The sequence below is a fragment of the Capnocytophaga haemolytica genome (assembly GCF_001553545.1).
GTDB lineage: Bacteria > Bacteroidota > Bacteroidia > Flavobacteriales > Flavobacteriaceae > Capnocytophaga > Capnocytophaga haemolytica.
On the sequence record NZ_CP014227.1, the window covers coordinates 1430159 to 1455257 of the forward strand.

A 25099-nucleotide genomic window follows, 5' to 3' on the forward strand; every position below is an offset into this window, starting at 1 on the left:
TTATGAATACACCACAAATTATAAATTTACCAAAGATAGTAGATAAGCGAGGAAACTTGTCATTCTTTGAGAATGAGAATCAGATACCTTTTGAAATAGCTCGTACCTATTGGATATATGATGTACCTGGTGGCGAGTTGAGAGGTAGTCACGCTTTTAGGGAACAACAGGAATTTATTATTGCTCTTTCAGGGAGTTTTGATGTAGTGCTTCACAATGGTGAAGAGGAGCAACGTTTTGTTCTGAATCGTTCGTATTATGGACTGTATATCCCTAAAATGTATTGGAGAAAAATTGAGAATTTTTCTACCAATTCTTTGGCGTTGATAGTTTCTGATAAGAGCTATGATGAGGGTGATTATATCAGAGATTTTGAAGAATTTAAGCGTTTAAGAAATGAAAGAAAATAAGGTACACGATTGTTCCATTGTAGAGATGCCGGTAGTACACTCTCTTTCGGGTAATATCTCTGTCTTAGAAAACCACTTAAATCTGCCATTTGATGTGAAGAGGGTTTATTATTTATATGATATTCCTACTAATTCAACAAGGGGAGGGCACGCACATTATGAGTTAGAACAATATGTAATAGCAGCAAGTGGATCTTTTGTTTTTGTGTTGGATGATGGTGTTGAGCGTAAAGAAGTATTTCTGAATCGTCCCAACAAAGCATTGCATATTAAGCAAGGGATTTGGCGTGAGATGAAAGATTTTTCAGGAGGAAGTGTATGTTTAGTATTAGCCTCTATGGAGTATAAGGAAAGTGATTACATTCGCGATTATGATGAATTTAAAAGACAATACGAAAAATAGAGTTTCAGTTTTTGATTGCTCTGTTATAGATTTAGGGCAAAAAGGATTTGACAGAGGAAATCTTACTGTGATTGATGAGTATTCTGATTTTCCTTTTGTACCCAAACGTATTTTTTATTTGTATGATATTATAGGAGGAGAGAGTAGAGGAGCTCATGCACATAAGAAATGTAGTCAGTTTTTAGTAGCTGCAAGCGGTAGTTTTGAGGTGATTATTGATGATGGTAGGTTTAAACGTCAAATACTGCTTAATCGTCCGAATATGGGGCTGTATTTCCCCCCCCCATTTGGGCTAGTGAACTCAATTTTTCATCTGGGGCTATATGTTTAGTGCTGGCATCCCACGAGTATGAAGAAGATGATTATATAAGAGATTATGATGAGTATTTAAAATATATAAGAGAATGAATAATGAGATGACTATTTGTATTGCAGGCAAGAATAATATAGCAGTAACAGTGGCGGAGTATATTTTAAAGGAATATAAAGAGGTTACTTTAATAGCTTGTTGTAATGCTACAGATAATGGTAAGAATGGATTTCAGCGTTCTTTTAAGTCTTTTTGTACGCAACATCAAGTGCCAGTTAAGAAATTAGAAGAGCTTTATTCTATTAGCAATTTGATCTTCCTGAGTTTAGAATATGACAGGATAATAAGGCCATCTAATTTTTTAACAGAGAAACTATATAATATACATTTTTCATATTTACCAGCATACAAAGGGATGTATACCTCAGCTTTACCAATCTTGAATAGCGAGACCTATACAGGAGTAACATTACATAAAATAGATGTTGGGATAGATACGGGAGATATTATAGCTCAAAAAAAAATTGAGATACTGCAAGATTTTTCTGGGCAAGATTTATATTTGAAATATATAGAAGAAGGAACCAAATTAGTAATAGAAAACATTGAAAACATTTTAAATAATAAGATAATAGCAATTCCTCAAAGTTCATTTCAATCTTCTTATTATTCAAAAAAAACAATAGATTATACTAATCTTAGAATTGATACTAATAAGACGGCTTTTGAAATACAATCTCAAATACGGGCTTTTACATTTCCAGCATATCAGTTACCAATAATTGGGGGGACTAAGGTATATAAGTCATTAATAACAAATGTTAAAACTGATAAGAAAGCTGGTACAATTATTTCAGAGACAGATTTTGAACTTTGTATTGCTACTATTGATTATGATTTGATATTGTATAAAGATTTACGAGATGTTTTATTTGCATCTGCAAAGGATGGAAATATAGAAGTTTTGCATAAATTTATTGAAGAGGATTATGATATACATCAAAGAAGCAAAGAAGGTTGGGATATTGCAATGATTGCAGCGTACAATGGAAAATATACTTACTTAGAGTATCTTTTGAATGAAAAAGGTTGGGATATTAACGTAGTTAATAATAACGGGACTACGTTATTAATGTATTTAATGACTGATGCTGCTACAAATAATCATATTTTGTCTCTAAAGAACTTTATTGACACGTATAAACCAATATTGCATCAAAAAGATTATTATGGGAATGATGTCTTTTACTATGCAGAAAAGTATAAAAATGAAAAAGTTATAAAGCTACTAAAGAAATATTTAAAATGATAAAATTCCTTGATTTACAAAAGATAAATTTGCTGCATCAGCAAGAAATAGAAGAACGATTGCTACATACTTTTCGTAGCGGTTGGTATTTGCTTGGTAATGAAGTAAAACGTTTTGAAAATAATTTAGCAACCTACATAGGTGCAAAACACGCTATTGGAGTGGCTAATGGCTTAGATGCTTTACGGCTCATATTACGTGCTTATATAGAGTTGGGGATAATGCAAGAGGGTGATGAGGTGCTTGTCCCTTCAAACACTTATATAGCATCTATATTAGCCATTTCGGATAATAAGTTAGTACCTATATTAGTAGAGCCTGATCCACATACTTATAACATAGATATTACAAAGATAGAAGAGAAGATTACAATGCGAACAAAGGCTATTCTCTTAGTTCACTTATATGGTAGGGTGGTATGGAGTGAAGATATTAAACATTTGGCTCATAAATATAACCTTAAAGTGGTAGAAGATAATGCACAAGCAATAGGAGCTGAGTGGAAAGGTAGAAAAACGGGCAATTTGGGAGATGCAGCAGGATTTAGTTTTTACCCTGGTAAGAACTTGGGAGCCTTAGGTGATGCAGGTGCTGTTACCACTAATGATAACGAGTTGGCAGGGGCTGTGCGCGCTTTAGCTAATTATGGCTCTAATCAGAAATATGTAAATATTTACAAAGGACTTAATTCGCGTTTAGATGAATTACAAGCAGCTGTATTAGATGTGAAATTGCAATATATAGATAAAGAAAACCAAGCGAGAAGAGTTATTGCGCATCGTTATCTAACAGAAATAAAGAATCCTTACATACAGTTGCCTGAGTCGCCGAGTGATAATAAAGAACACGTGTGGCATCTGTTTGTAGTACGAAGTGAGAATAGAGATGCTTTACAGCGATATTTAGAAGAGAATGGGGTGCAAACACTTATACATTATCCTATTCCACCTCATAAGCAGCAGGCGTATCGTGAGTGGAATGAGATGGGCTATCCTATTTCAGAACAATTGCACAGCGAGGTACTCAGTTTACCGATAAGTCCTGTGATGGTGGAAGAGGAGGTTAGTAAAGTAATAGAGGTGTGTAATCAATATAAAGGGTAAGAGATGATACAATATATAAAGCGTAAGATAGTTGCATTTTTAGAACGGTATGGTTTTGTGCGTAAAAATGAACGTTGGGAGAAAATTAAAATAAGATACTATGAATTAGTAAAGGAGCGTGCTTTTAGTGATACGATAAATAAGGATATTATTTCAGTTGTATTTTCGAAGGATAGAGCAATGCAGTTAGATGCTTTTTTGATGAGCTATTTCGAGAACGTACAAAATACTTCCTCTGTAAAGGTTATTTATAAAGCGAGTAATGAATCTCATAGAATTTCGTATGAAGATTTGAAGAACATATACAAAGACAAACCTGTTACCTTTATCGAAGAAGTAAATTTTAGAGAACAATTGATAACATTATTGGATAATGAAAAGGCAGGTAGAGTTATTTTTTATGTAGATGATATGTTATTTACACGAAAAATAGATTACAATGTGTTAAAAGAGATTGATCCTTTAAAAGATATTGTAGCACTCTCAAGAGGAAAAGATTTGGTATATAGTACAGTATTAGCTAAAAAAATAGAGGTGCCTACGCTTAAACCTATAGGGAATGGCTTATATCGTTTTAGGTGGAATGAAATAAAAGATTTTTCAGATTGGACATATCCTGTAGGGGTGAGTGGATATATGTTTTCTACAAAAGAGATTTTGGAAATGATGAAAGCTATTGCATTCAAAGCTCCTAATTCTTTAGAAGGAAATTTACAAGTATTCAATCCTTATTTTATGGATAGGGGAGGAGTTTGCTTTGAGAATGTTGTTAGCCCTTGTATTCACGCCAATATTACTCAAACGGAGGGATATAATAATATTTTGGGAGATTATTCCTTAGAAGATTTACTTACACTATGGAATGAAGGGAAACGGATAAATTATAAAGAATATCAAGGTTTGCCATCTGGAGAAGCAGAAACTAAAAAATATAGTTTTATTGATAGAGAATAATGTCAGAAAAGGCAAATAAGACATATAAAGATACTTTTAAGAATACCATAGCTTTTGGAGGGTTTCAGGTATTTTCAATCCTGATTTCAGTTATCAGAGGGAAGCTTATTGCAGTATTGTTGGGTCCTGTGGGTATCGGGATTAATAATCTCTTTATGAGTTCTCTTACAATGTTGACTACATTCACTGGCTTTGGATTAGACTTGAGTGCAGTTAGGGCAATATCGGAATCAAATGAAAACTCAAGCAAAATTGTAAAAATAACGAAAAGGTTATTTTTATATACAGGGATATTAGGGCTGTTACTTACATTGTTTTTGTCTTATTTCCTTAGTAAATGGACTTTTGCCACAACTTCTTACACAATGTCATTTGCTTTGCTCTCGATCTATATGCTTTTTACGGCTATAAACAGAGGACAGCAAACCATTATGAGAGGGCTAAGAAAAGTAAAAGTACTTATATATAGTGGTCTAATTTCTTCTCTTGTAGGGTTGTTTATATCTATACCATTGTATTATTTTTTAGGCAAAGACGGGATTGTTCCTGCAATAATATTAACATCTATTGCAGTTGTTATAGTAACCTCTTTTTATACGAAGACGTTTACAAATAGTAATGTTGAGGTTTCTATAGAAGAAATAAGATCATCAGGACAAGAAATGGTTAAATTAGGGATGATGATGGTTGTTGCATCTTTGTTGGGTCTAATTACTAAATATCTAATTAATATATGGATAGGGAGAATAGGTGATATTGCAGATGTGGGGCTTTATGCTGCTGCAATAGGCATAAGTAGTCAATATATTGGTTTTATACTGAATTCATTGAGTGCTGATTTTTTCCCAAGATTAGTTAAGGTTCATAACAGTTCAGAAGGGATAAGTCGGGTTGTCAATGAACAAACAGAAGTAATAGTACTGTTAGCAACCCCTTTGTTGATATTATTGTTGATCACTGCCCCATTATTGATATCGCTGTTGTTAAGCAAGGAGTTTTTACCAATCGTTGGTTTCATAAGATTTATAGCTATAGGTTCATTCTTTCAAATGATTTCCTTTTGTATGGGGTATATTTCCTTTGCCAAAAACGATAAAAAAACATATTTGATATTAGAAGGAGTATTGTCTAATGTTTTTCAATTGATTATAACTGTAGGATGTTATTATTTCTATGGACTAAAGGGACTCGGATATGCATTCTGCACAATATATGTACTTTATTCTTTTATCATTTATTTTTTTGTTAGAAATAAATATGGTTACAAAAGGAATAAGGAAACTTCAGAATTAATAGCTTTCTCATTACTATTTTTATTGGCAGCTTTTTTCGCGGTATTATACATAGAAAGTGCTTTATATAAATATCTATTAACAAGCATAATTTTTTCCTTGTGTTTTACATATAATTATAGTGTATTGAATAAAAGATTTGATATAATCACTTTAATTAAACATAAATTTAGAAAAAGATGAAAGAACCCTTAGTAACAGTTGTAGTTATTACTTACAATTCAGAGAAGTATGTACTTGAAACTTTAGAGAGTATCAAAAGCCAAACTTATGCCGATATTGAATTAATAGTTTCTGATGATTGTTCTAAGGATAATACAGTAGCAATAACTGAGAGATGGCTTAACGAAAATAAAGATAGATTTATTGATACAAAGCTAATAACAACGGAAGTAAACACAGGTATACCAGCGAATTGCAATAGAGGTTGGAAAGCAGCTAAAGGAGAGTGGATAAAATATATAGCGGGAGATGATACTCTAAAAATAGATGCTATAGAGTCGTTTGTTGAATTTATAGATAAGAATGCTGAGACTAAGATAGTGCATTCAAATATTGATATGTATGTAGATGATTTTACAGAAAAGAATTTTAAAAGTATATATGCAAGTACTTTCTTTAATGAAAAACTATCTATAGATAAGCAATTTGAGTTACTTTCTTTGCGGAGTTTTATTCCAGCCCCAAGTGTAATTATCAATAAAGGACTCTTAGAAGAGCTATCAGGATTTGATGAGACTATACCATTATGTGAAGATTATCCTTTTTGGTTAAAAGTTAATAGTGCTGGATATTTATTTTATTATTTAGATAAAGTAACTGCAAACTATAGATTGCATAATGCTTCAGTAAGTACATCAAGTGAAAACCACCTTTTTTCTTTATTTTTTAAAACAGAAATAGTAGTTTATAAGAAATACATAAAAGGGAAGAGGGGGCGCTTGTTTGACTTTTTTAGAGAATATGAATACAATCTCAAATTTTTCTTTGAAAAGAAAAATTTGAATAAGGGTAAGTATATGTTATTATATAAATGTTTGCACTTTCCTTATCGTATTTATGAGAAATACTTATTAAAAAAAATAATTAGATGAAATTGTTTAGCGTTATTATACCTGTATATAATATAGCGGACTATTTACCGCAATGTATCGACTCTGTTTTGGCACAGGATTTTCAAGATTATGAGATTATTCTTGTAGATGATGGATCTACAGACGGGTCATCCGAAATTTGTGATAAATATGTATTAGAATATGAGCAAATAAAAGTTATTCATAAAGAAAACACAGGACCATCTGATGCTCGAAATATAGGAATTAAAAATGCTATCGGAGATTATATTATATTTTTAGATGGAGATGATTTTTGGCAGGGGAATACCATATTCTTTGATCTATCTAAGATTATTAGAGAAGAGAATCATCCAGATCTAATAGTATATGGTTTTACGCTATTTTATACAGATAATGATGATAGGTTAGGTGTATTCTATCCTAATATGGAAAATAGTAGTAAAATATTTAGACAAGATTTAAAAGAATTAGTAGAGAAATTTGTATTTCACGCGTCTATCTGTAGTAAAGTTTTAAAAAGAAAATTACTTATTGATAATTCTTTATTTTTCCCAGAAGGAAAATCTGTTGAGGATGTTGCTTGGGCAGCGGATATGATACCCTATATAGGTAGATATGCTATTTACAATAGTGCTTTTTATTATTATAGAAAAAATAGAAAGGGTTCTGCTACCTATAAACCTAAAAGAGAGGCTATTTTTGATATGATAGATATTTTGGCAGAGAGAGAAGAGAATCTCCTATCAATTGAAGGAGGACGTGAGTATTTTGCGTATAACTATTTTATATATCTTCCGTTTGTGAATATGTTAGAAAAAAAAGAAAGAAAATATTGTCTGGATAAACTAAAAAAATGGAAATATGTATTAAAATATTACCCTAAAAATATCTTTGGATGGAAATTCAAGTTAAAAATATTGTTGTATAGACTTTTGGGGATTAATATTTCTGGGAAATTAGATTATTATAGGCTAAAATTATTGAGAAAAATATGAAAAAACTACTATTTATTTTTGGTACTCGCCCTGAAGCTATTAAGATGGCTCCATTGGTAAGATATTTTCAAGAAGATAATACTAATTTTCAGGTGAAAGTATGTGTTACAGCTCAGCATCGGCAAATGCTTGACCAAGTATTGAATTTCTTTCAGATATTTCCTGATTATGATTTAAACCTAATGAAACCTAATCAGAGCCTTAATGCCCTTACTGCGGCTATTGTTACAGATCTCAAACCTATCTTAGATAATTTCAAGCCTGATTTTGTTTTTGTACACGGAGATACTACAACTTCTTTTGCTGCAGCCTTAGCAGCTTTTTATGCAGAAACAAAAGTCTGCCATATTGAGGCAGGACTTAGAACGTATAATAAATATGCACCGTTCCCTGAGGAAATCAATAGACAACTAACCGCACGTCTTGCTGATTTTCACTTTGCCCCTACACAGCAATCCAAAGAAAACCTTCTAAAAGAAAATCTAATAGAGACAAATATACTTGTGACAGGAAATACCGTGATTGATGCACTCTTATACAGTAAAGATAAAGTAGAAAACTTTGTAGATGAAGAAATAACTCAGCTAAAACAGCTTGTACAAAAAGATAAAAAACTTATTTTAGTAACAGGGCACCGCCGTGAGAATCATGGAGATGGGTTTGTAAGAATATGTAAGGCTCTCAAGCATATTGCTCAGAACAATCCTCAGGCACAAATTATTTATCCTGTGCATTTGAATCCTAATGTACAAAAACCTGTCTATGATTTGCTCTCTGATGAACCTAATATTAACCTTATATCTCCTCTTGGTTACCCAGCTTTTGTATGGTTGATGAAACATTCCTATATAATTATCACTGATAGTGGAGGTATACAAGAAGAAGCTCCAAGTCTTGGTAAGCCTGTTCTTGTGCTCCGTGATACTACTGAACGCCCTGAGGCTGTTAATGCTGGTACAGTACTTTTAGTGGGCACAAACACCGAAAAGATCATAGAAGAATGTCAAAAATTGCTAAATGATGGTGCTTTATACCAGAGAATGAGTGTACTCCATAATCCTTATGGTGATGGAAAGGCTTGTGAGAGAATTTTTCAGTTTATTAAAAATGTATAAGGTATGATTTTATTTTTATCTGAGTATCCACAAACAGAAGAACAAAAAAAAGATGGCTTCTTTCAAAGAGTAATCGGGATAGATAGTTTTTTTTTAGAAGAAGAAAGGATCTATTTGAAAGTCTCTCCTTTTCATTTTTTTAAAATGAGAAAAATAAATGTGGACGCACATCTCACATCGATTTATTGTAATTTCTTTTTACACTTCTTTTTTATTGTAAAACTATTTAAAAAAGCAAGTTTTGTATATATACAATCTTTATTTAACGTTATATACACATTTATATTCATTAAACTTATAAAAAAAATATATATTTTTGATTTACATGGAGTTGTTCCTGAAGAGTTTGAACTTTATGGAAAGACTTTTAAGAAAAATATTTTAGAAGTAATTGAAAAAAATGTTTATAACAGATTTTCTTATGTTGTAGCAGTAACAAACCAATTGAAAAAACACTATCAACAAAAATATCCAAAAGCAACAGCAGAATATATCATTTATATGATTTTACCTAAGAATTTAGAGAATTATATAACGGAGAAAGAGCAAAACAAGAGCGACATTGTGCATATTATCTATAGTGGTAACTTGCAAAAATGGCAAAATATAGATTTGATGTTACAAACAATACAAAATAATCTTTTCTCTAACTTTAGATATCAAATTCTTACAGGAAATTTGCAAGAAATGGAAAAAAAACTCAAACAATACGGATTAGAAAAATCTGAGCTGATACGTATAAATTCTGTTTCTCCAGAAGAACTCTCCCAATACTACAAAAAATCAAATTATGGTTTTATATTAAGAGATGATATTGCTGTAAACAATGTTGCCTGCCCCACAAAATTAGTAGAATATATGAATTTTGGCATAATTCCTATCACATTGTCGGATAATATAGGTGATTTCTTAGAATATGGATATGAAAGGATCAATTATAAAGATATTAACAAGGATTTAAAACCCCAAAAGAGCCTGATTAATATCAAAATTATAAAGGAATTATACCAAAGTAACAATGTCAGTATATTGAGCTTGTTTGAAAAATTGAAAGAAAATAATGTAAATTGATTAAAAAGATGAAAGTAGGAGCTGTCATAGTGTTGTATAACCCCTGTAAGGACTTATTTAAGGACGTTTTATTGCATACAATAAATCAGTTTGATTCTGTATTTATTGTAGATAATTCTCCAATGCCCTATGATGATCTTGACCAATATGAAAATATAACATATCATTTTATAGGAGAGAATAAAGGAATTGCAACAGCTCAAAACATTGGCATTAAATATTTTGAGGAAAAAAACTATGATTTTATAACCTTTCTAGATCAAGATAGTATACCATCAGATGATTTAATAGAAAAACTACTATCAGCATATACAGTTCTAAACAATCAAAAAATTAAAATTGGAGCCATCGGAGCAAGACCTTATAATCGAAACTCAAATAAGCCATATCCTAACACCTCATCAAGAAATGTTGCAATAACAAACAATATAACAGAGGTTACTGAAATTATTAGTTCGTCATCTTTAATTCCAGTAGCTAATTTTAAAGTAGTAGGAAAGATGGAAGATGACTTATTTATTGATGGCGTTGACCACGAATGGTGTTGGCGTGCTACCAAGATTGCAAAATATCGTTTTTTTATCGCAGAAGATGTATTACTCAGCCATCAATTAGGAGAAGGAGATAAGTTTTTGCTCTATAGAAATGTTGCAATTTCTACACCATTTAGAACCTATTATCAATTTAGAAATTATTTTAGGTTTCTACCAAGAAAATATGTGCCTCTTTACTGGAAAATTGTGAATGGAGTAAAATATCTTATTAAATATTTTTATTTTCCATTGATGGTATCGCCACGATGGGAGTATTTTAAAAGTATTAATAAAGGTATATTTGATGCTATCTTTAGAAGATAATTTAAATGTAGTAAATATGAAATTAATTGTTAAAAAGCAATATTTAATATTTTTCATCACTTCTTTATTGCTGGCTCTTATAGTTGGGAATAGAGGAGCCACGCGTGATACGCCTAATTATTACACTGTTTTTACACTTATAGACGAGTTCGATTTAACCGATATTCCTAAATTTTATATTATCTCAGGAATGGAAATAGGGTTCGGATGGTTTGCCTATATAGTGAGTTTTTTCACTGATTCAGTAGCTGTTTTCTTTACGCTATTTTCCTTTATTAATTTTTATTTTATTTATAAAATATCTCAGAAAATAAAAATTAATTACTCATTTGTATTTTTTATCTATATTTCATCAAGTTATTTTTTGATACAACAATTTATGCAGATGAGGCAAGGAATGGCTACCGCAATACAACTTTATGCCTTTACAATTTGGCTTATTGATAAGAAAAAACTGAGCTTTATATTACTGAGTTTAATTGCCTTTTCTCTTCATCAAGTTGCTTTAGCCCTTTTTCTTATAGGAGGATTTTTATATCTAATTCAGAAAAGGATTGAAAAGTATTCATTATATAAATTTAAACAAGTAGTACTAATACTACTGTTTATATTTATACTTATAGCCAAGTTTTTATTAATACCAATACTTTTGAATGTATCTGCTCGCGTTGCAGACTATTCAGAATCAGGAGAAGATGGAGCTGCATTAAGTCTATTCAGATTACCCAATATAAAAGCATTCCTTACCTTTTTGCTTATATTTATGGCAATGAATGAGAAGCTTTATAAGAATCGTATATTTACTTTATTCTTCCTGTTTTTCACAGTAGGATTAGCTTTCCGTATTGGTTTTTCTGAATTTAGTATATTAAGTGGGCGTTTTGCAATCGCATTTTCGTACTCTGAGATATTTATATTGCCATTCGTCTTTCAACGATTCGGAAAAAGAGAATTTTATATATTAATGATACTTTTTGTTATAATACAAGCAATTGTAACTTATATCTTTCAAGCCCCTTATGTGTTTGACGACTATTTTAAACCTTTATATATAACCTAAATCTAATAAATACAAAAAATAATATAACCAAATAAACACCCAAACCCAATGAAATTCTCAGTACTTATTTCCGTATATCACAAAGAGAACGCACAATACCTCGCTGAGGCCCTTGAAAGCATCACCGAAAGGCAAACCCTCCTTCCAGACGAAATTGTTTTGGTAAAAGATGGGGCACTCACCCCTGCCATAGACGAAGTTATCAGCAATTACATCGAGAAATACCCACAAATCTTCAAAATAGTAGCCCTACCCGAGAACCTCGGATTAGGTAAAGCCCTCAACGAAGGCTTAAAATACGCCAGCAACGAGTGGATCTTCCGTATGGATAGCGACGACATCGCCTTTCCCGAGCGATTTGAACAGCAATCCCAATTCATCGCCCAAAACCCCTCCGTAGTGCTCTTTAGTAGCCATATAGCAGAGTTCTCCGATAGCGTAGAACACATTCTAAGCTACAGAAAAGTACCCATTGGCGATAAACATATCAAACGCTATGCATTAAAACGCAGCCCGTTTAATCATATGACCGTAGCCTTCAAAAAAAGTGTTATTCAAGCCGTCGGGGGCTATCGTCATCACCTCTATTTAGAAGATTACAACCTGTGGCTACGCGTAATTGCCGCAGGCTATGAGGTAGGCAACCTCGACAGTGTATTACTCTATGCGCGCGCAGGAAACACAATGATAGGTCGCCGTCGTGGTAGTATATACGTGCAAAGCGAATGGCAACTTTATCTTCTAAAACAACAACTCAAATTACAAAATCCCATCAGCGGTTTCTTCGTATTTTTATTGCGTGCAGTACCCCGTATGCTCCCTACAAAACTATTAGAATTTATTTATAAGTTTTTAAGAAATTGAGTTTTCTGTATTTATTATTATAAACACATTTTATCAATGAAAAAAAAGACAGCATTAATCACAGGAATCACAGGGCAAGATGGTGCTTATCTTGCAGAGTATCTTTTGAAGAAAGGTTATGAAGTTCACGGTATGAAACGCCGCTCTTCACTCTTCAACACCGATCGTATCGATCACTTATACCAAGATCCACATCTTGAGAACCGCAATTTCATCCTGCATTACGGCGATCTTACCGATAGTATGAATATCACACGCCTTATACAGGAAGTGCAACCCGACGAAATCTATAATCTCGCTGCTATGAGCCACGTTCACGTCAGCTTTCAAACTCCTGAATATGTTGGCAACGCTGATGGGCTCGGAACATTGCGTATTTTAGAGGCAGTACGCCTTTTGGGGCTTACCGAGAAGACAAGAATTTATCAAGCATCCACCTCCGAGCTCTATGGCTTGGTGCAAGAAGTCCCACAAAGCGAGAAAACACCCTTCTACCCCCGTTCACCCTATGCAGTAGCCAAGCTTTACGCCTATTGGATCACGGTTAACTATCGTGAAGCCTATAATATGCACGCATCTAACGGTATATTATTTAATCACGAATCACCTGTGCGCGGGGAGACCTTCGTAACTCGTAAAATCACTCGTGCACTGAGCCGTATCGCCCTCGGTATGCAAGAAAAGGTATTTATGGGCAACCTTAGCTCTCAACGCGATTGGGGACACGCAAAAGACTATATCAAGGCGATGTATCTCATCCTACAACAGGAAAAACCAAGCGATTATGTCATCGCCACAGGCATTACCACCGCCATCCGCGATTTCATCTTGCTTGCAGCTCGTGAAATAGGCCTCTCCATCGAGTTCAGAGGACAAGGAGTCGATGAAAAAGGCTATATCACCGCCGTGGATACCGCTATTTTTAGTGAGAAAGTAGGAGAGAAGTACCTACCTTCCATTCAGGAGAAAATAAAGCGAGGAGAGGAAGTCGTTTGCGTTGATCCACAGTATTTCCGTCCCACTGAGGTAGATCTTCTCATCGGCGATCCTACAAAATCGCAAACCGTACTCGGCTGGAAGCCAGAATACACCTTGCAAACCCTTGTTGAGGATATGATGCGCTCCGACATCAAGCTCTTCAAGCGTGATGCTTACCTCAAAGAAGGTGGATTTACCGTAATGAACTATTTTGAATAAGAGAAACGCACTATGAACAAACAAGACAAGATATATGTAGCAGGACATCGCGGGCTCGTAGGTTCTGCCATCGCAAAAAATCTCCGAAGCAAGGGATATACCAATATTATTGAGCGTACACACGCCGCGTTAGACCTTACCGATAGCGCGCAAGTAAGATCCTTCTTCGAAGAGGAGCGTCCGCAATATGTATTCCTCGCAGCGGCAAAAGTTGGGGGTATTATGGCTAATAGCACCTATCGTGCGAACTTCATTTACGAGAATTTGATGATACAAAACAATGTAATCCACAACGCTTACGCTTTCGACGTTAAGAAATTGCTATTTTTGGGCAGCACTTGCATTTATCCTAAAGAAGCACCTCAGCCGATGAGCGAAAACGCCCTGCTTACCTCGCCTTTAGAGTATACCAACGAGCCCTATGCCCTTGCAAAGATTGCAGGCATCAAGATGTGCGAGAGCTACAACCTACAATACGGCACAAACTACATCAGCGTGATGCCCACCAACCTATACGGCCCTAATGACAACTTTGATCTCGAAAAATCGCACGTGTTGCCTGCAATGATACGCAAAATGCATCTTGCAAAAGCCCTTAATGAGCAGAATATAGCCATTTTAAGATCCGATATAGCCAAATTACCTATAAAAAACCTAACATCGTCAAGCGCTTTTGAAGATTTTGAAAGCGTATTAGCCTCTTTTGGCATCTATCGCGATAAATTAGTGTTATGGGGCACAGGCACCCCCTTAAGAGAGTTTTTATGGAGTGAAGATATGGCAGATGCCTGCGTATTCTTAATGGAAAATATAGATTTTAAGGATTTGCTCCCTCAAAACACCTCAGAAATACGCAATACACATATAAATATAGGTACAGGCAAGGATTTAAGCATCCAATCACTCGCTGAGCTTATCAAGGACACCGTTGGCTACAAAGGAGAAATTCATTTTGACACTACCAAACCCGATGGTACGATGAAGAAACTCACCGATCCATCAAAATTACACCAATTAGGATGGAAACATAGCGTAGAAATCGAAGAAGGCGTAAAGATGATGTATGAAGAATACCTTAAATAACGAACATTATGCTTTTTGTTTATAACTCCTCTTGTTTTAAAATTTAAAATGGGAGGAGTTTTTTTAATATATACGAAAAAAATAAAAAAAATATCCCAAAAAACTTGACACGTATTGGATAATATATTACCTTTGTCGCCGAAAATAATTGTAACAACGAAGAAATAAATATAAAACACCCTTGCAATAATTGTTGCAAGTGATAAATAGATATAAATATGACTTGCAATAATTATTGCAAGCGAAAAATAAGAGCAAAAATAGCTTGCAACAATTGTTGCAAGGGATAAATAAATGTAAATGTTGCTTGCGATAATTATTGCAAGTAAGAAATATAGTTAAACATAGAAATAATATTAATTTTTTTTAAAAAAAAAGAACAATGAGAACCTATGTGTTAAAAAGTTTGAATGTTAATAAACTTTCAAACATCGAAATCGGACAGTTTGTTACCCGTCTTTTTGAAGATTTAGCCAAAGTAACTATTGATTTAGAGACAGATCCAGCCCTAAAGAAATTGTTTGATGACTTAAAAGCGCAAAATGTAGTATACGACACGGCGTTAAAGCAAGTTTACGCTGCTGAAGAATCAAAAGCGATTGCGAAATTAGGTAAAGTGCGCGAAAATGACTTTCAGATATTGAAGGATAGTATTCGTTTGCACCGTTATGCCAAGGTAGAAGCCGAAAAAAAATCGTATGAAGACCTGAAACTCCTCTTGGATAGCAATAAAAAAGAGAAAAAAGAAACTTATGAGGAGTTTACCAAGCGAGTAAAGCTCTTGATCGAGTCGCTTAAGTCGTCAAAATACGCCGATGATGTTAAAACATTAGGCATCAAAAAGTATGTTGACGAACTTGAAAAATCTAACGACGAGTTTAACGAGCTATTCGGCAGTAGATCGATTGTGAACCTTCAAAAAGGGAAGCTCAACACCCGAAAAGAACGCAAAGACCTCAATGCCAAATATCAAAAATTGGTAAACTATGTGGTAGCTATCAACGAAGTAACTCCATCGGACAATTTGAAGACCATCATCGGCGTGGTGAACAACATTCGCAAATATTATGCGGATATTGTAGCCCGTAAAGCCGATATGCCACGCGGAAAAGCAAAAAAAATATCGGATAATACCAATAAAAACAACGATTAAACAGTTTTAAACGTCGATTTTTAGGTATGTAAAGCCCCTCTTTATACCAAAAGAGGGCTGTTTTACCTATAATACTCCGTATCTATCTATATAAATAGAGTAGGGGAGTAGTGAAAAACCGTGTTTATATACAAAAATCATCAAAAAATAAGTAAAAATATGAAATCAATACTTATAACATTTCTTCTGTTGGGGATAAGTATGGCTTCTTGGGCTCAGGACGATGTGTTTCAATATCGATTAAAGGATTTTTCCATCGTAGGAAAAGTAAAAACCGTTTGGGAATTGGAGTATACTGTTTCCGCGAACAAAAAAGGCGACCTAAAGAAGGAAAAATTGCTTTCAAAAAGTGTGTATACCTTTAGCGAAAACGGATTTGCAACCAAAGGCGTTAATTACAACGTTAAAACGGGCAAAAAAGACTTTGAGATGGACTATGTTTACCAAGGAGGAAAGCGTCCTACATCGGTGGTTGTCAGTAGTGGGATTCGGATGGTGCCTACTTATGACGAGAAAGGATTCTTGAAGGAGCTGCAAGTAAGTGAGGCACATCGCAACCTTCCTTATAAGTTCGTTTTTGAGGATGATGCCAATGGGAACCCTATTCGTACGGATATATTCGTTGGTAAAATGCTTTCTAACTACATCGAAGGTAAATTCGACGCTAATGGAAACATTATAGAGAAGAAAACTTACAATTCAGGGAAAAAATTGATCGATACAACGCTTTACACCTACGATGAGCACCATAATCTTATAAAAGAAGAGTTTTCTACTGAAAAAGAGAGCGATCATAAAGTATTTTTGTACGAATATACCTACGAATATCGAAATAATTGGGTAAAACGCATCAAATATATCCCCAATGATGACGATAATAAAAAGCCTGTAAGCGTCATCGAACGCAATTTGGAGTATTTTCAATAGAGAGAACAGAGATCAGGGAGCAGAGAGCAGTGATTAGTGGTTAGTATTTAGTGGTTAGAGTTCAGAGATCTGCTGTAAATGCTTTAGAAATAGTTTTGTAGTAAATAAAAAGTCAGGAATTAATCATAAATGTTAATTCCTGACTTTTGTTTTTTGGAGTATTACAACCAATCACGCATCTTTACTCTCTACTCTCTGCTCTCTACTCTCTGACCTCTGCTTTCTGGCTCCTGCTCTCTCTTCTCTGATCCCTGACCTCTGATCTCTGACTCCTGATCTCTCCTTCCTACTTTCTTTTCTTCTTTTTCTTAAAGGCGTTCTCGAAGGCTTCGGCAGTTTTTCGGCTTCTGCTGTCCTTTTTCTTCCCTTTTTTGGAGGAAGTTTCCTTCTTTTTGCTAAATCGAGTGGCTTCATCACGATTTCTGCCCTTCTTACGGCCGCGATCGCGTCCGCTGGCTTTTTGAGAGACTTCCACGTTGATAAAACGACCGTCCATCTTAAAATCAGCGAAGGTTTCCATCACTTCCTGAGCTTCCGATGCATCAACATTGAAGAATGAGAAGGTGTTTTTCACATCTACCTTAAAGATATCGTCCTTACCCATATTAAGGGTGGCTCTTAAAAAGTCTTTCAGCGTGCGCCAGTCGTAGCCATCCTTTTCACCAATATTGATAAAGAATCGCACCTCATCGTTGTTGCTATCTCTGTCTGTATCACCCTTTTCGTCGGTGAGGTTCAGGCTTTTGGCATTCTTGTAATAGCTGAAGAAGCGATTGAACTCCACGGCGAATATCTTTTTTATCAATTCCTCACGGTCAACGTCCTGTAGAACTTTGTTGATCGCGGGCAGGTAGTCGTCGATAGCGGGGTCTACTTCGATGTTTTTCACGTTATTAGCCAGATGGTAGAGTTGTATTTCGCAGATCTCCATCCCATCGGGTAAAGGTTGCTGTTCAAACTTCTGACCGATGATTTTCTCAATGGTTTTTATCTTTTTTAGTTCACTTTTTGGGAGAATGACCATCGAAACGCCCGATTTTCCCGCGCGACCCGTTCTTCCGCTACGATGGGTGTAAGTTTCTATTTCATCAGGCAATTGATAGTGTATCACGTGCGTAATATCATCCACATCAATGCCTCTTGCGGCTACATCGGTGGCTACAAGCATTTGTATTTGCTTTCCTCGGAAGGATTTCATCACTAAATCACGTTGGTTTTGGCTTAAATCGCCGTGGAGAGCGGCTGCATTATAGCCATCTTCGATTAATTTCTCGGCAACTGCCTGTGTATCGCGTTTGGTACGGCAGAACACTACCGAAAAGATGTCGGGATTAGCATCGGCAAGCCTTTTCAGTGCCTCATAACGGTGTCTTCCATTGACCAAATAGTATTCGTGGCGCACGGTCTTAGCGGCTTCATTGCGATTTCCGACGGTGATCTCTATAGGCTTGCGCATAAACTTTTTAGCAATCTTTGCCACCTCGTTGGGCATCGTTGCGGAGAATAACCACGTGTATTTTTCCTCAGGAGTATGCGATAATATAGCGTTGATGTCCTCGTAGAAGCCCATATTAAGCATTTCATCGGCTTCATCAAGCACACAGAAGTCTATTTCTGAGAGGTCAGCAAGGTTTCTTCGGAGCATATCCTGCATTCTGCCCGGTGTTGCAACAATGATCTGGGCTCCTTTGCGCAAAGCACGGGCTTGTTCATCGATGCTTGCCCCACCGTAAACCGCTACGACCTTTATTTCAGGAAGATACTTAGCATAATGGTGCAATTCGGTGGTAATTTGCAAACACAGCTCGCGAGTAGGGGAGAGGATGAGCGCCTGCGTAGTGCGACGCGCTGGATCGATCTTTTGCAAGAGTGGAAACCCAAAAGCAGCTGTTTTTCCTGTACCCGTTTGGGCAAGTGCTACCATATCTGTGTTGTTTTCCAGTAAAATAGGGATTGCTTTTTGTTGGATTTCGGAGGGTGTTTCAAAGCCCATATCTTCTACGGCTTTGATAATAGGCGTTGAGAGCCCTAATTCGGTAAATAAATTCATTAAAATGTGTATTAGTGATCAGGGATCAGCAATCAGAGTTCAGCAATCAGAGATCAGGGTTCAGAGAACAGGGATCAGTGATAAGAATTCAGAGATCAGGGGTCAGAGAACAGTAATCAGTGATAAGATTTCAGAGATTGGAGATGAGAGATCGGTGTTTATTGATAAAAAATGGTTACTTAGTGATTAAGGATTAAGGGTTAGGGATTAGATAATAGTGATTAGTGGTTAAGGATGAAGGATTAGGGATAAGAAAGCGGTGTTATAAGTCAAAAAATCAAAGGTCAGCGATCAGAAAAGCGTACTTTAACCTTTGTTATTCAGTACTAAATCTGATCTCTGACCTTTGATATCTGATTTCTCACCTTCTATTTAACAATCACCCATTGTCCTTGACTCAGGAGGGGCTGTGCTTGTTTGTATTTCATTTCTTTGCGCTCGCCCGTATGGATGTTCTGTATCGTAACCTTGTCATTACGGTTGATCTTCGGAGTTTCGCGTATGATAGTTTCTACCACCGAGTGTCTTTGAGGTTGCTGCATTGCTTCAGCCCTTCTTGCGGCTTCTTCATCGCTGTTGAGCACCTCTTCCTTGCTGGTTTGGTAGTTTTCAGTCCTTCTTATGTTGTGAGCCTCCTGAATTGGTGCGTTTTGTACGGGTAATTCGGCTTTGAAGAGGAAGGAAACGATGTCTTTATTGACTTTATCGATCATACTCTTGAAAAGCTCGAAGGCTTCAAACTTGTAAATCAGGAGCGGGTCTTTTTGCTCGTGCACCGCCAACTGCACCGATTGTTTCAGCTCATCCATCTTGCGCAGATGGGTTTTCCACGCTTCATCAATGATCGATAGGGTGATATTCTTCTCGAAATCGTTGATGAGCTGCTTGCCTGCGCTCTCGTAAGCCTCTTTTAAATCGGTGACCACGTTAAGCGCTTTCTCACCATCGGTGAAAGGCACGACGATGCGCTCGTAGGTGTTCGAAGGATTCTCGTAAACGTTTTTGATAACGGGGAATGCCATCTGAGCGCTGTGTTCTATCTTCGATTGATAGTGGTCGAGCACCTCACGATAGAGTTTTTTGGTGAGACTCTCTGCCGAAGTGCGTGCGAACTCTTGCTCAGTGATTTTTGACTCGAGCGAGAAGTATTTCTTGAGTTCGTATTCAAAATTTCGGAAGCTGCCCTCGCCTTTATTGCCTTCAACGATCAAATCGCAGGTGTCGTAGATCATATTAGCCAAGTCAACTTTGAGGCGCTCGCCCTCCAATGCGTGACGACGGCGTTTATAGATCACTTCGCGCTGTGCGTTCATCACATCATCGTATTCCAAGAGGCGCTTGCGTATTCCGAAGTTATTCTCCTCAACTTTCTTTTGTGCAGCCTCAATTCGCTTGGTCATTATCGAGTGTTGAATTACATCACCCTCTTTATGCCCGAGGCTATCCATTAATTTAGCGATACGTTCCGATCCGAAGAGGCGCATCAGGTTGTCTTCCAATGAAACATAGAAGAGTGAACTACCAGGATCGCCTTGACGACCTGAACGCCCTCTGAGCTGCCTATCAACACGACGAGAATCGTGTCTTTCAGTGCCGATAATCGCCAAACCGCCCGCATCGCGTGTTTCAGGCGTCAATTTGATGTCGGTACCACGCCCTGCCATATTGGTAGCAATGGTAACTACCCCAGGTTGCCCTGCTTCTGCTACGATTTCAGCCTCTTTTTTGTGGAGCTTTGCGTTGAGAACATTGTGTTTTATCTTTCTCATCGTGAGCATACGGCTTAACAACTCGGAAACTTCCACCGATGTAGTACCGATAAGCACAGGACGCCCTGCTTGGGACAATTCCACCACCTTATCGATCACGGCGTTGTATTTTTCGCGCTTGGTTTTGTATATAAGGTCGTTGTGATCCTTGCGTGCAATAGGTCTATTGGTAGGGATCTCCATTACATCGAGCTTATAAATCTCCCAGAACTCGCCAGCCTCGGTAATTGCAGTACCCGTCATCCCCGATAGCTTCTTATACATACGGAAATAGTTCTGCAAGGTGATAGTGGCGTAGGTTTGAGTGGCTGCTTCAATCTTTACGCCTTCTTTAGCTTCGATAGCTTGGTGTAAACCATCGGAATAGCGGCGTCCGTCCATAATACGACCTGTTTGTTCATCAACGATGAGCACCTTGTTGTCGATTACCACGTATTCAATATCTTTCTCGAATAAAGTGTAGGCTTTTAAGAGCTGATTGAGTGTGTGAATGCGTTCGCTCTTCACATTGAAGTCTTCAAAGAGCTTATCCTTGCGTGCACCCTCTTCCTCCACGGATAAATTTTCATTTTCAATGGCTGTAAGCTCCACGCTAAGGTCTGGAAGTACGAAGAAATCCTTATCGCCGTCGTAAGCAATGTCGGCAAAGCCTTTATCGGTAAGTTCTATCTGATTATTTTTCTCGTCAATCACGAAGTAAAGCTCCTCATCCACCTTAGGCATCTCGCGATTGTTATCTTGCATATAGTAGTTCTCTGTTTTTTGCAAGAGTTGCTTTACGCCTTCTTCACTGAGGAATTTTATAAGGGCTTTATTCTTAGGCAAGCCTCGATGCACGCGCAGGAGCAAGAAACCACCTTCTTTTGTGTTGCCTTCAGCGATAAGCTTGCGAGCATCAGCTAAAACTTTGGTTAAGTAAGTGCGCTGCTTGTTTACTAAGTCAGCCACTAAGGGTTTCAGCTCGTTGAACTCGTGAAATTCGCCTTTTGGCATCGGTCCTGAGATGATCAACGGGGTACGGGCATCGTCCACAAGCACCGAATCCACCTCGTCAACGATGGCATAATTGTGGGAGCGCTGCACCAAGTCCTCTGGAGTGTGTGCCATATTATCACGGAGATAATCAAAGCCAAACTCGTTGTTTGTACCATAAGTAATGTCTGCATTATAAGCGCGACGCCTTGCCTCAGAGTTAGGCTGGTGATTATCGATACAATCAACGCGTAATCCGTGAAATTCAAAGAGAGGACCCATCCAAGCACTGTCGCGTTTTGCTAAGTAGTCGTTCACAGTTACCAAATGAACGCCATTTCCTGTGAGCGCATTTAAATAGACGGGCAAGGTGGCTACTAACGTTTTACCCTCCCCTGTTTGCATCTCAGCAATCTTTCCTTGGTGTAAAGCAATCCCTCCGATGAGCTGAACATCGTAGTGAACCATATCCCAAGTAACTTCTTTACCTGCAGCATCCCAAGAATTCTTCCAGACAGCGTTATCCCCCTCAATAGTAACATAATCGTGCAGTCCAGAGAGCTCACGGTCGTGCTCTGAGGCAGTAACTTTTAGTGTAGGGTTTGAAGCGAACCTGCGTGCGGTTTCTTTCATCACTGCAAAGGCTTCAGGGAGTATCTCATTGAGTACTTTCTCTGAAGCAGTGTAGGCTTCACCGCTGAGCTTATCGATCTCAGTGTAAAGATCTTCTTTCTTGTCAATATCGTCGGTAGCATTTGCTTCGGCTTGCAAGGCGGCGATCTTAGCATCAGCTTCAGCGCGTGCAGCTTTGATCTTTTCCTTAAACTCTAAGGTCTTAGCACGCAATTCATCATTGCTGATGCGCTCCATTTGCGCACCATAGCTTTTGATCTTCTCAACAATAGGCTGAATGGCTTTGATGTCGTTCTTAGCTTTATCGCCTACAAAAATTTTAATAAGTGAATTTATTATGCTCATTTATCTAATGTTTAATGTTTAATGTACAACGTATAATGTAGAATTGTAGATAGCAAAAAATACATTATAAACAATACATTATTCATTGTCAAATATCATTCCAATATAGTGCAACCTGACAAAATGTCAGGTCACTAATCATTCATAACTTATGATGTGTAAATTGCCCAGCACAAAGTCAGGCGATTGATACATTATAAATTATACATTGTGCATTATTCATTAATATTCGTCCTCATTCCAAAGATAGTCGTCTTCGGAAGGATAATCAGGCCATATTTCATCGATGGACTCATACATATCACCCTCGTCTTCTATTTCTTGAAGGTTTTCAACCACTTCCATAGGAGCTCCCGTACGGATCGCATAATCAATGAGTTCGTCTTTCGTCGCAGGCCAAGGCGCGTCACTTAAATACGATGCAAGTTCTAATGTCCAATACATAAATGAATAGGTATTTAAAAAATTTCGGCAAAAGTAATACAAATATTTTAATTAGCAAGTATAAATAAAAAATTTTTTCTGTATAATTTTAGAATACAATTTCATTATAAGTTTGTGAAGCGTTTATTTGTTCTTTGTCTTAATTCGAATGCACAACGAACCCCTAACGAATACAGATAAAAGAAAAAAGTCGAGTTCATATAAGCTCGACTTTATTTATTGTTGCCCTAATACGCCTTCGCGAAGAGTACGCGCCCTTTGGAAGGCTTACCTGAGTAGATGCAAGTGCCTGATTCTTCTTTGCGATTGAGAGGAATGCAGCGGATAGTAGCCTTCGTTTCCTCTTTGATGCGCTCTTCGGTCTCAGGGGTGCCGTCCCAGTGGGCTGAGAGGAACCCGCCTTTGGTCTCTAAAAGGGTTTTAAACTCCTCATAGCTGTTCACCTCAGTGATATGCGTATTACGATAGTCCAATGCCTTCTGGTAGATGTTGTTCTGTATATCCACCAATAGTTGCTCAATATGGGCTACAATGTTTTCCCCTGACACGGTCTCTTTGGTGAGGGTGTCGCGGCGCGCTACTTCAAAGGTGTTGTTCTCTAAGTCTCTTTGCCCTACGGCTAAGCGTACAGGTACCCCTTTGAGCTCATATTCATTGAACTTAAAGCCTGGTTTCTGAGTGTTATCATCATCAAATTTCACACTGATGCCTTTGGCTTTCAGCTCGGTTAAGAGCGGTGCAATGCGCTCGCGTATCTGTTCTAATTGATCTTCGCCTTTGTAGATAGGCACAATCACCACTTGCAAAGGAGCGAGCTTAGGCGGCAACACCAAGCCTTTGTCGTCGCTGTGGGTCATAATCAAAGCTCCCATAAGGCGTGTTGATACGCCCCAAGAGCTTGCCCATACATAGTCTAACGTACCTTCTTTAGAAGTAAATTTCACATCAAAAGCCTTCGCGAAGTTCTGCCCAAGGAAGTGTGAAGTGCCGGCTTGCAATGCTTTGCCGTCTTGCATCAGTGCCTCAATGCAGTAAGTTTCATCTGCCCCTGCAAAGCGTTCAGTCTCTGTTTTAAGTCCTTTCACGACAGGCACTGCCATAAAGTTTTCTACAAAATCAGCATAGACATTCATCATTTTTTCAGCCTCTTCAAGGGCTTCTGCTTTGGTAGCGTGGGCAGTGTGCCCTTCTTGCCAAAGGAACTCAGCGGTGCGTAGGAATAAGCGTGTACGCATCTCCCAGCGCACTACGTTTGCCCATTGGTTGATGAGGATCGGCAGGTCGCGATAGGATTGTATCCAGTTTTTGTATGTATTCCAGATGATTGCCTCAGAAGTAGGGCGCACGATGAGTTCTTCCTCGAGCTTAGCCTCTGGGTCTACCATCAACTTACCGGGGTTGTCAGGGTCTGTTTTTAGGCGATAGTGGGTAACTACGGCACATTCTTTGGCAAACCCCTCAGCGTTCTTCTCTTCAGCCTCAAAGTAGCTACGGGGTACAAATAGTGGAAAGTAGGCATTTACGTGTCCTGTCTCCTTAAACATACGGTCGAGTTCATCGCGCATCTTCTCCCAGATAGCATAGCCATAAGGCTTGATCACCATACAGCCGCGCACCCCTGAACTCTCAGCCAGCTCAGCGCGAACTACCAACTCATTGTACCATTTTGAATAATCTTCACCACGTGTGGTTAAACTTTTGCTCATA

The 25099-nt window shown here is 37.2% G+C and carries 21 protein-coding genes and 1 pseudogene; 18 read left to right on the forward strand and 4 right to left on the reverse strand.

All coding sequences use genetic code 11. The features are described 5' to 3' along the window. The first annotated feature begins 2 nt into the window (after nt 1–2). From AXF12_RS06425 to AXF12_RS06510, 18 genes and pseudogenes are all read left to right on the forward strand, one after another. Nucleotides 3–410, forward strand: a complete 408-nt coding sequence (locus AXF12_RS06425; RefSeq protein WP_066429326.1) for a sugar 3,4-ketoisomerase — start codon at nt 3–5, stop codon at nt 408–410. Further along, the gene (locus AXF12_RS06430) at nt 397–813 is read left to right on the forward strand and encodes a sugar 3,4-ketoisomerase (RefSeq protein ID WP_066429328.1); all 417 of its coding nucleotides are present in this window, start codon (nt 397–399) and stop codon (nt 811–813) included. Before AXF12_RS06425 ends, AXF12_RS06430 begins: the two co-directional genes overlap by 14 nt. After that, nucleotides 785–1221 (forward strand): annotated as a pseudogene (locus AXF12_RS06435) (sugar 3,4-ketoisomerase). Before AXF12_RS06430 ends, AXF12_RS06435 begins: the two are co-directional and overlap by 29 nt. Beyond that, nucleotides 1218–2432, forward strand: a complete 1215-nt coding sequence (locus AXF12_RS06440) for a formyltransferase family protein (RefSeq protein WP_066429331.1) — start codon at nt 1218–1220, stop codon at nt 2430–2432. Before AXF12_RS06435 ends, AXF12_RS06440 begins: the two are co-directional and overlap by 4 nt. Next, complete coding sequence (locus AXF12_RS06445) at nt 2429–3535, forward strand: DegT/DnrJ/EryC1/StrS family aminotransferase (protein ID WP_066429333.1); 1107 nt, start codon at nt 2429–2431, stop codon at nt 3533–3535. Before AXF12_RS06440 ends, AXF12_RS06445 begins: the two co-directional genes overlap by 4 nt. 3 nt (nt 3536–3538) lie before the next feature. Further along, nucleotides 3539–4489: a hypothetical protein gene (locus AXF12_RS06450; protein ID WP_066429335.1), complete on the forward strand. Its 951-nt coding sequence runs from the start codon at nt 3539–3541 to the stop codon at nt 4487–4489. Beyond that, nucleotides 4489–5964, forward strand: a complete 1476-nt coding sequence (locus tag AXF12_RS06455; RefSeq protein ID WP_066429337.1) for an oligosaccharide flippase family protein — start codon at nt 4489–4491, stop codon at nt 5962–5964. The genes AXF12_RS06450 and AXF12_RS06455 overlap by 1 nt, the downstream gene beginning before the upstream one ends. Beyond that, the gene (locus tag AXF12_RS06460) at nt 5961–6875 is read left to right on the forward strand and encodes a glycosyltransferase (RefSeq protein WP_066429338.1); all 915 of its coding nucleotides are present in this window, start codon (nt 5961–5963) and stop codon (nt 6873–6875) included. Before AXF12_RS06455 ends, AXF12_RS06460 begins: the two co-directional genes overlap by 4 nt. Next, the gene (locus tag AXF12_RS06465; protein ID WP_066429342.1) at nt 6872–7852 is read left to right on the forward strand and encodes a glycosyltransferase family 2 protein; all 981 of its coding nucleotides are present in this window, start codon (nt 6872–6874) and stop codon (nt 7850–7852) included. Before AXF12_RS06460 ends, AXF12_RS06465 begins: the two co-directional genes overlap by 4 nt. Continuing rightward, nucleotides 7849–8967 carry a non-hydrolyzing UDP-N-acetylglucosamine 2-epimerase gene (gene wecB, locus AXF12_RS06470; protein ID WP_066429344.1) on the forward strand — a complete coding sequence of 373 codons (1119 nt, stop codon included), beginning with the start codon at nt 7849–7851 and terminating at the stop codon, nt 8965–8967. Before AXF12_RS06465 ends, wecB begins: the two co-directional genes overlap by 4 nt. A 3-nt stretch (nt 8968–8970) precedes the next feature. Further along, nucleotides 8971–10038 (forward strand): glycosyltransferase family protein, encoded by a 1068-nt coding sequence (locus tag AXF12_RS06475; RefSeq protein WP_066429346.1) that lies wholly within the window; start codon nt 8971–8973, stop codon nt 10036–10038. A gap of 8 nt (nt 10039–10046) precedes the next feature. Continuing rightward, on the forward strand, nt 10047–10895 hold the full coding sequence (locus AXF12_RS06480) for a glycosyltransferase family 2 protein (RefSeq protein ID WP_066431833.1): 849 nt from the start codon (nt 10047–10049) through the stop codon (nt 10893–10895). A 16-nt stretch (nt 10896–10911) separates the two neighbouring features. After that, entirely contained in the window at nt 10912–11955 is a 1044-nt protein-coding gene (locus tag AXF12_RS06485) for an EpsG family protein (protein WP_074860735.1), read from the forward strand. Nucleotides 11956–12003: 48 nt separating this feature from the next. Further along, complete coding sequence (locus AXF12_RS06490) at nt 12004–12819, forward strand: glycosyltransferase (RefSeq protein ID WP_066429349.1); 816 nt, start codon at nt 12004–12006, stop codon at nt 12817–12819. Between the two features lie 36 nt (nt 12820–12855). Next, the gene (gmd, locus tag AXF12_RS06495) at nt 12856–14016 is read left to right on the forward strand and encodes a GDP-mannose 4,6-dehydratase (RefSeq protein ID WP_066429350.1); all 1161 of its coding nucleotides are present in this window, start codon (nt 12856–12858) and stop codon (nt 14014–14016) included. A gap of 12 nt (nt 14017–14028) precedes the next feature. Further along, the gene (locus AXF12_RS06500) at nt 14029–15099 is read left to right on the forward strand and encodes a GDP-L-fucose synthase family protein (protein WP_066429352.1); all 1071 of its coding nucleotides are present in this window, start codon (nt 14029–14031) and stop codon (nt 15097–15099) included. A 382-nt stretch (nt 15100–15481) separates the two neighbouring features. Continuing rightward, a complete protein-coding gene (locus AXF12_RS06505) occupies nt 15482–16252 on the forward strand; it encodes a DUF6261 family protein (protein ID WP_066429355.1) in 771 nt (256 codons plus the stop codon). A gap of 159 nt (nt 16253–16411) precedes the next feature. Further along, nucleotides 16412–17179: an RHS repeat protein gene (locus AXF12_RS06510; RefSeq protein WP_143324997.1), complete on the forward strand. Its 768-nt coding sequence runs from the start codon at nt 16412–16414 to the stop codon at nt 17177–17179. A 286-nt stretch (nt 17180–17465) separates the two neighbouring features. Here AXF12_RS06510 and AXF12_RS06515 read toward each other — a convergent pair whose 3' ends face one another. From AXF12_RS06515 to proS, 4 genes are all read right to left on the reverse strand, one after another. Then, nucleotides 17466–19229, reverse strand: a complete 1764-nt coding sequence (locus tag AXF12_RS06515) for a DEAD/DEAH box helicase (RefSeq protein ID WP_066429359.1) — start codon at nt 19227–19229, stop codon at nt 17466–17468. Nucleotides 19230–19597: 368 nt separating this feature from the next. Next, nucleotides 19598–22948 carry a preprotein translocase subunit SecA gene (secA, locus tag AXF12_RS06525; protein ID WP_066429363.1) on the reverse strand — a complete coding sequence of 1117 codons (3351 nt, stop codon included), beginning with the start codon at nt 22946–22948 and terminating at the stop codon, nt 19598–19600. Nucleotides 22949–23170: 222 nt separating this feature from the next. Then, nucleotides 23171–23392 carry a DUF2795 domain-containing protein gene (locus tag AXF12_RS06530; RefSeq protein ID WP_066429365.1) on the reverse strand — a complete coding sequence of 74 codons (222 nt, stop codon included), beginning with the start codon at nt 23390–23392 and terminating at the stop codon, nt 23171–23173. A 227-nt stretch (nt 23393–23619) separates the two neighbouring features. Then, nucleotides 23620–25098 (reverse strand): proline--tRNA ligase, encoded by a 1479-nt coding sequence (gene proS, locus AXF12_RS06535; RefSeq protein WP_066429367.1) that lies wholly within the window; start codon nt 25096–25098, stop codon nt 23620–23622. Nucleotide 25099: the final 1 nt, after the last annotated feature.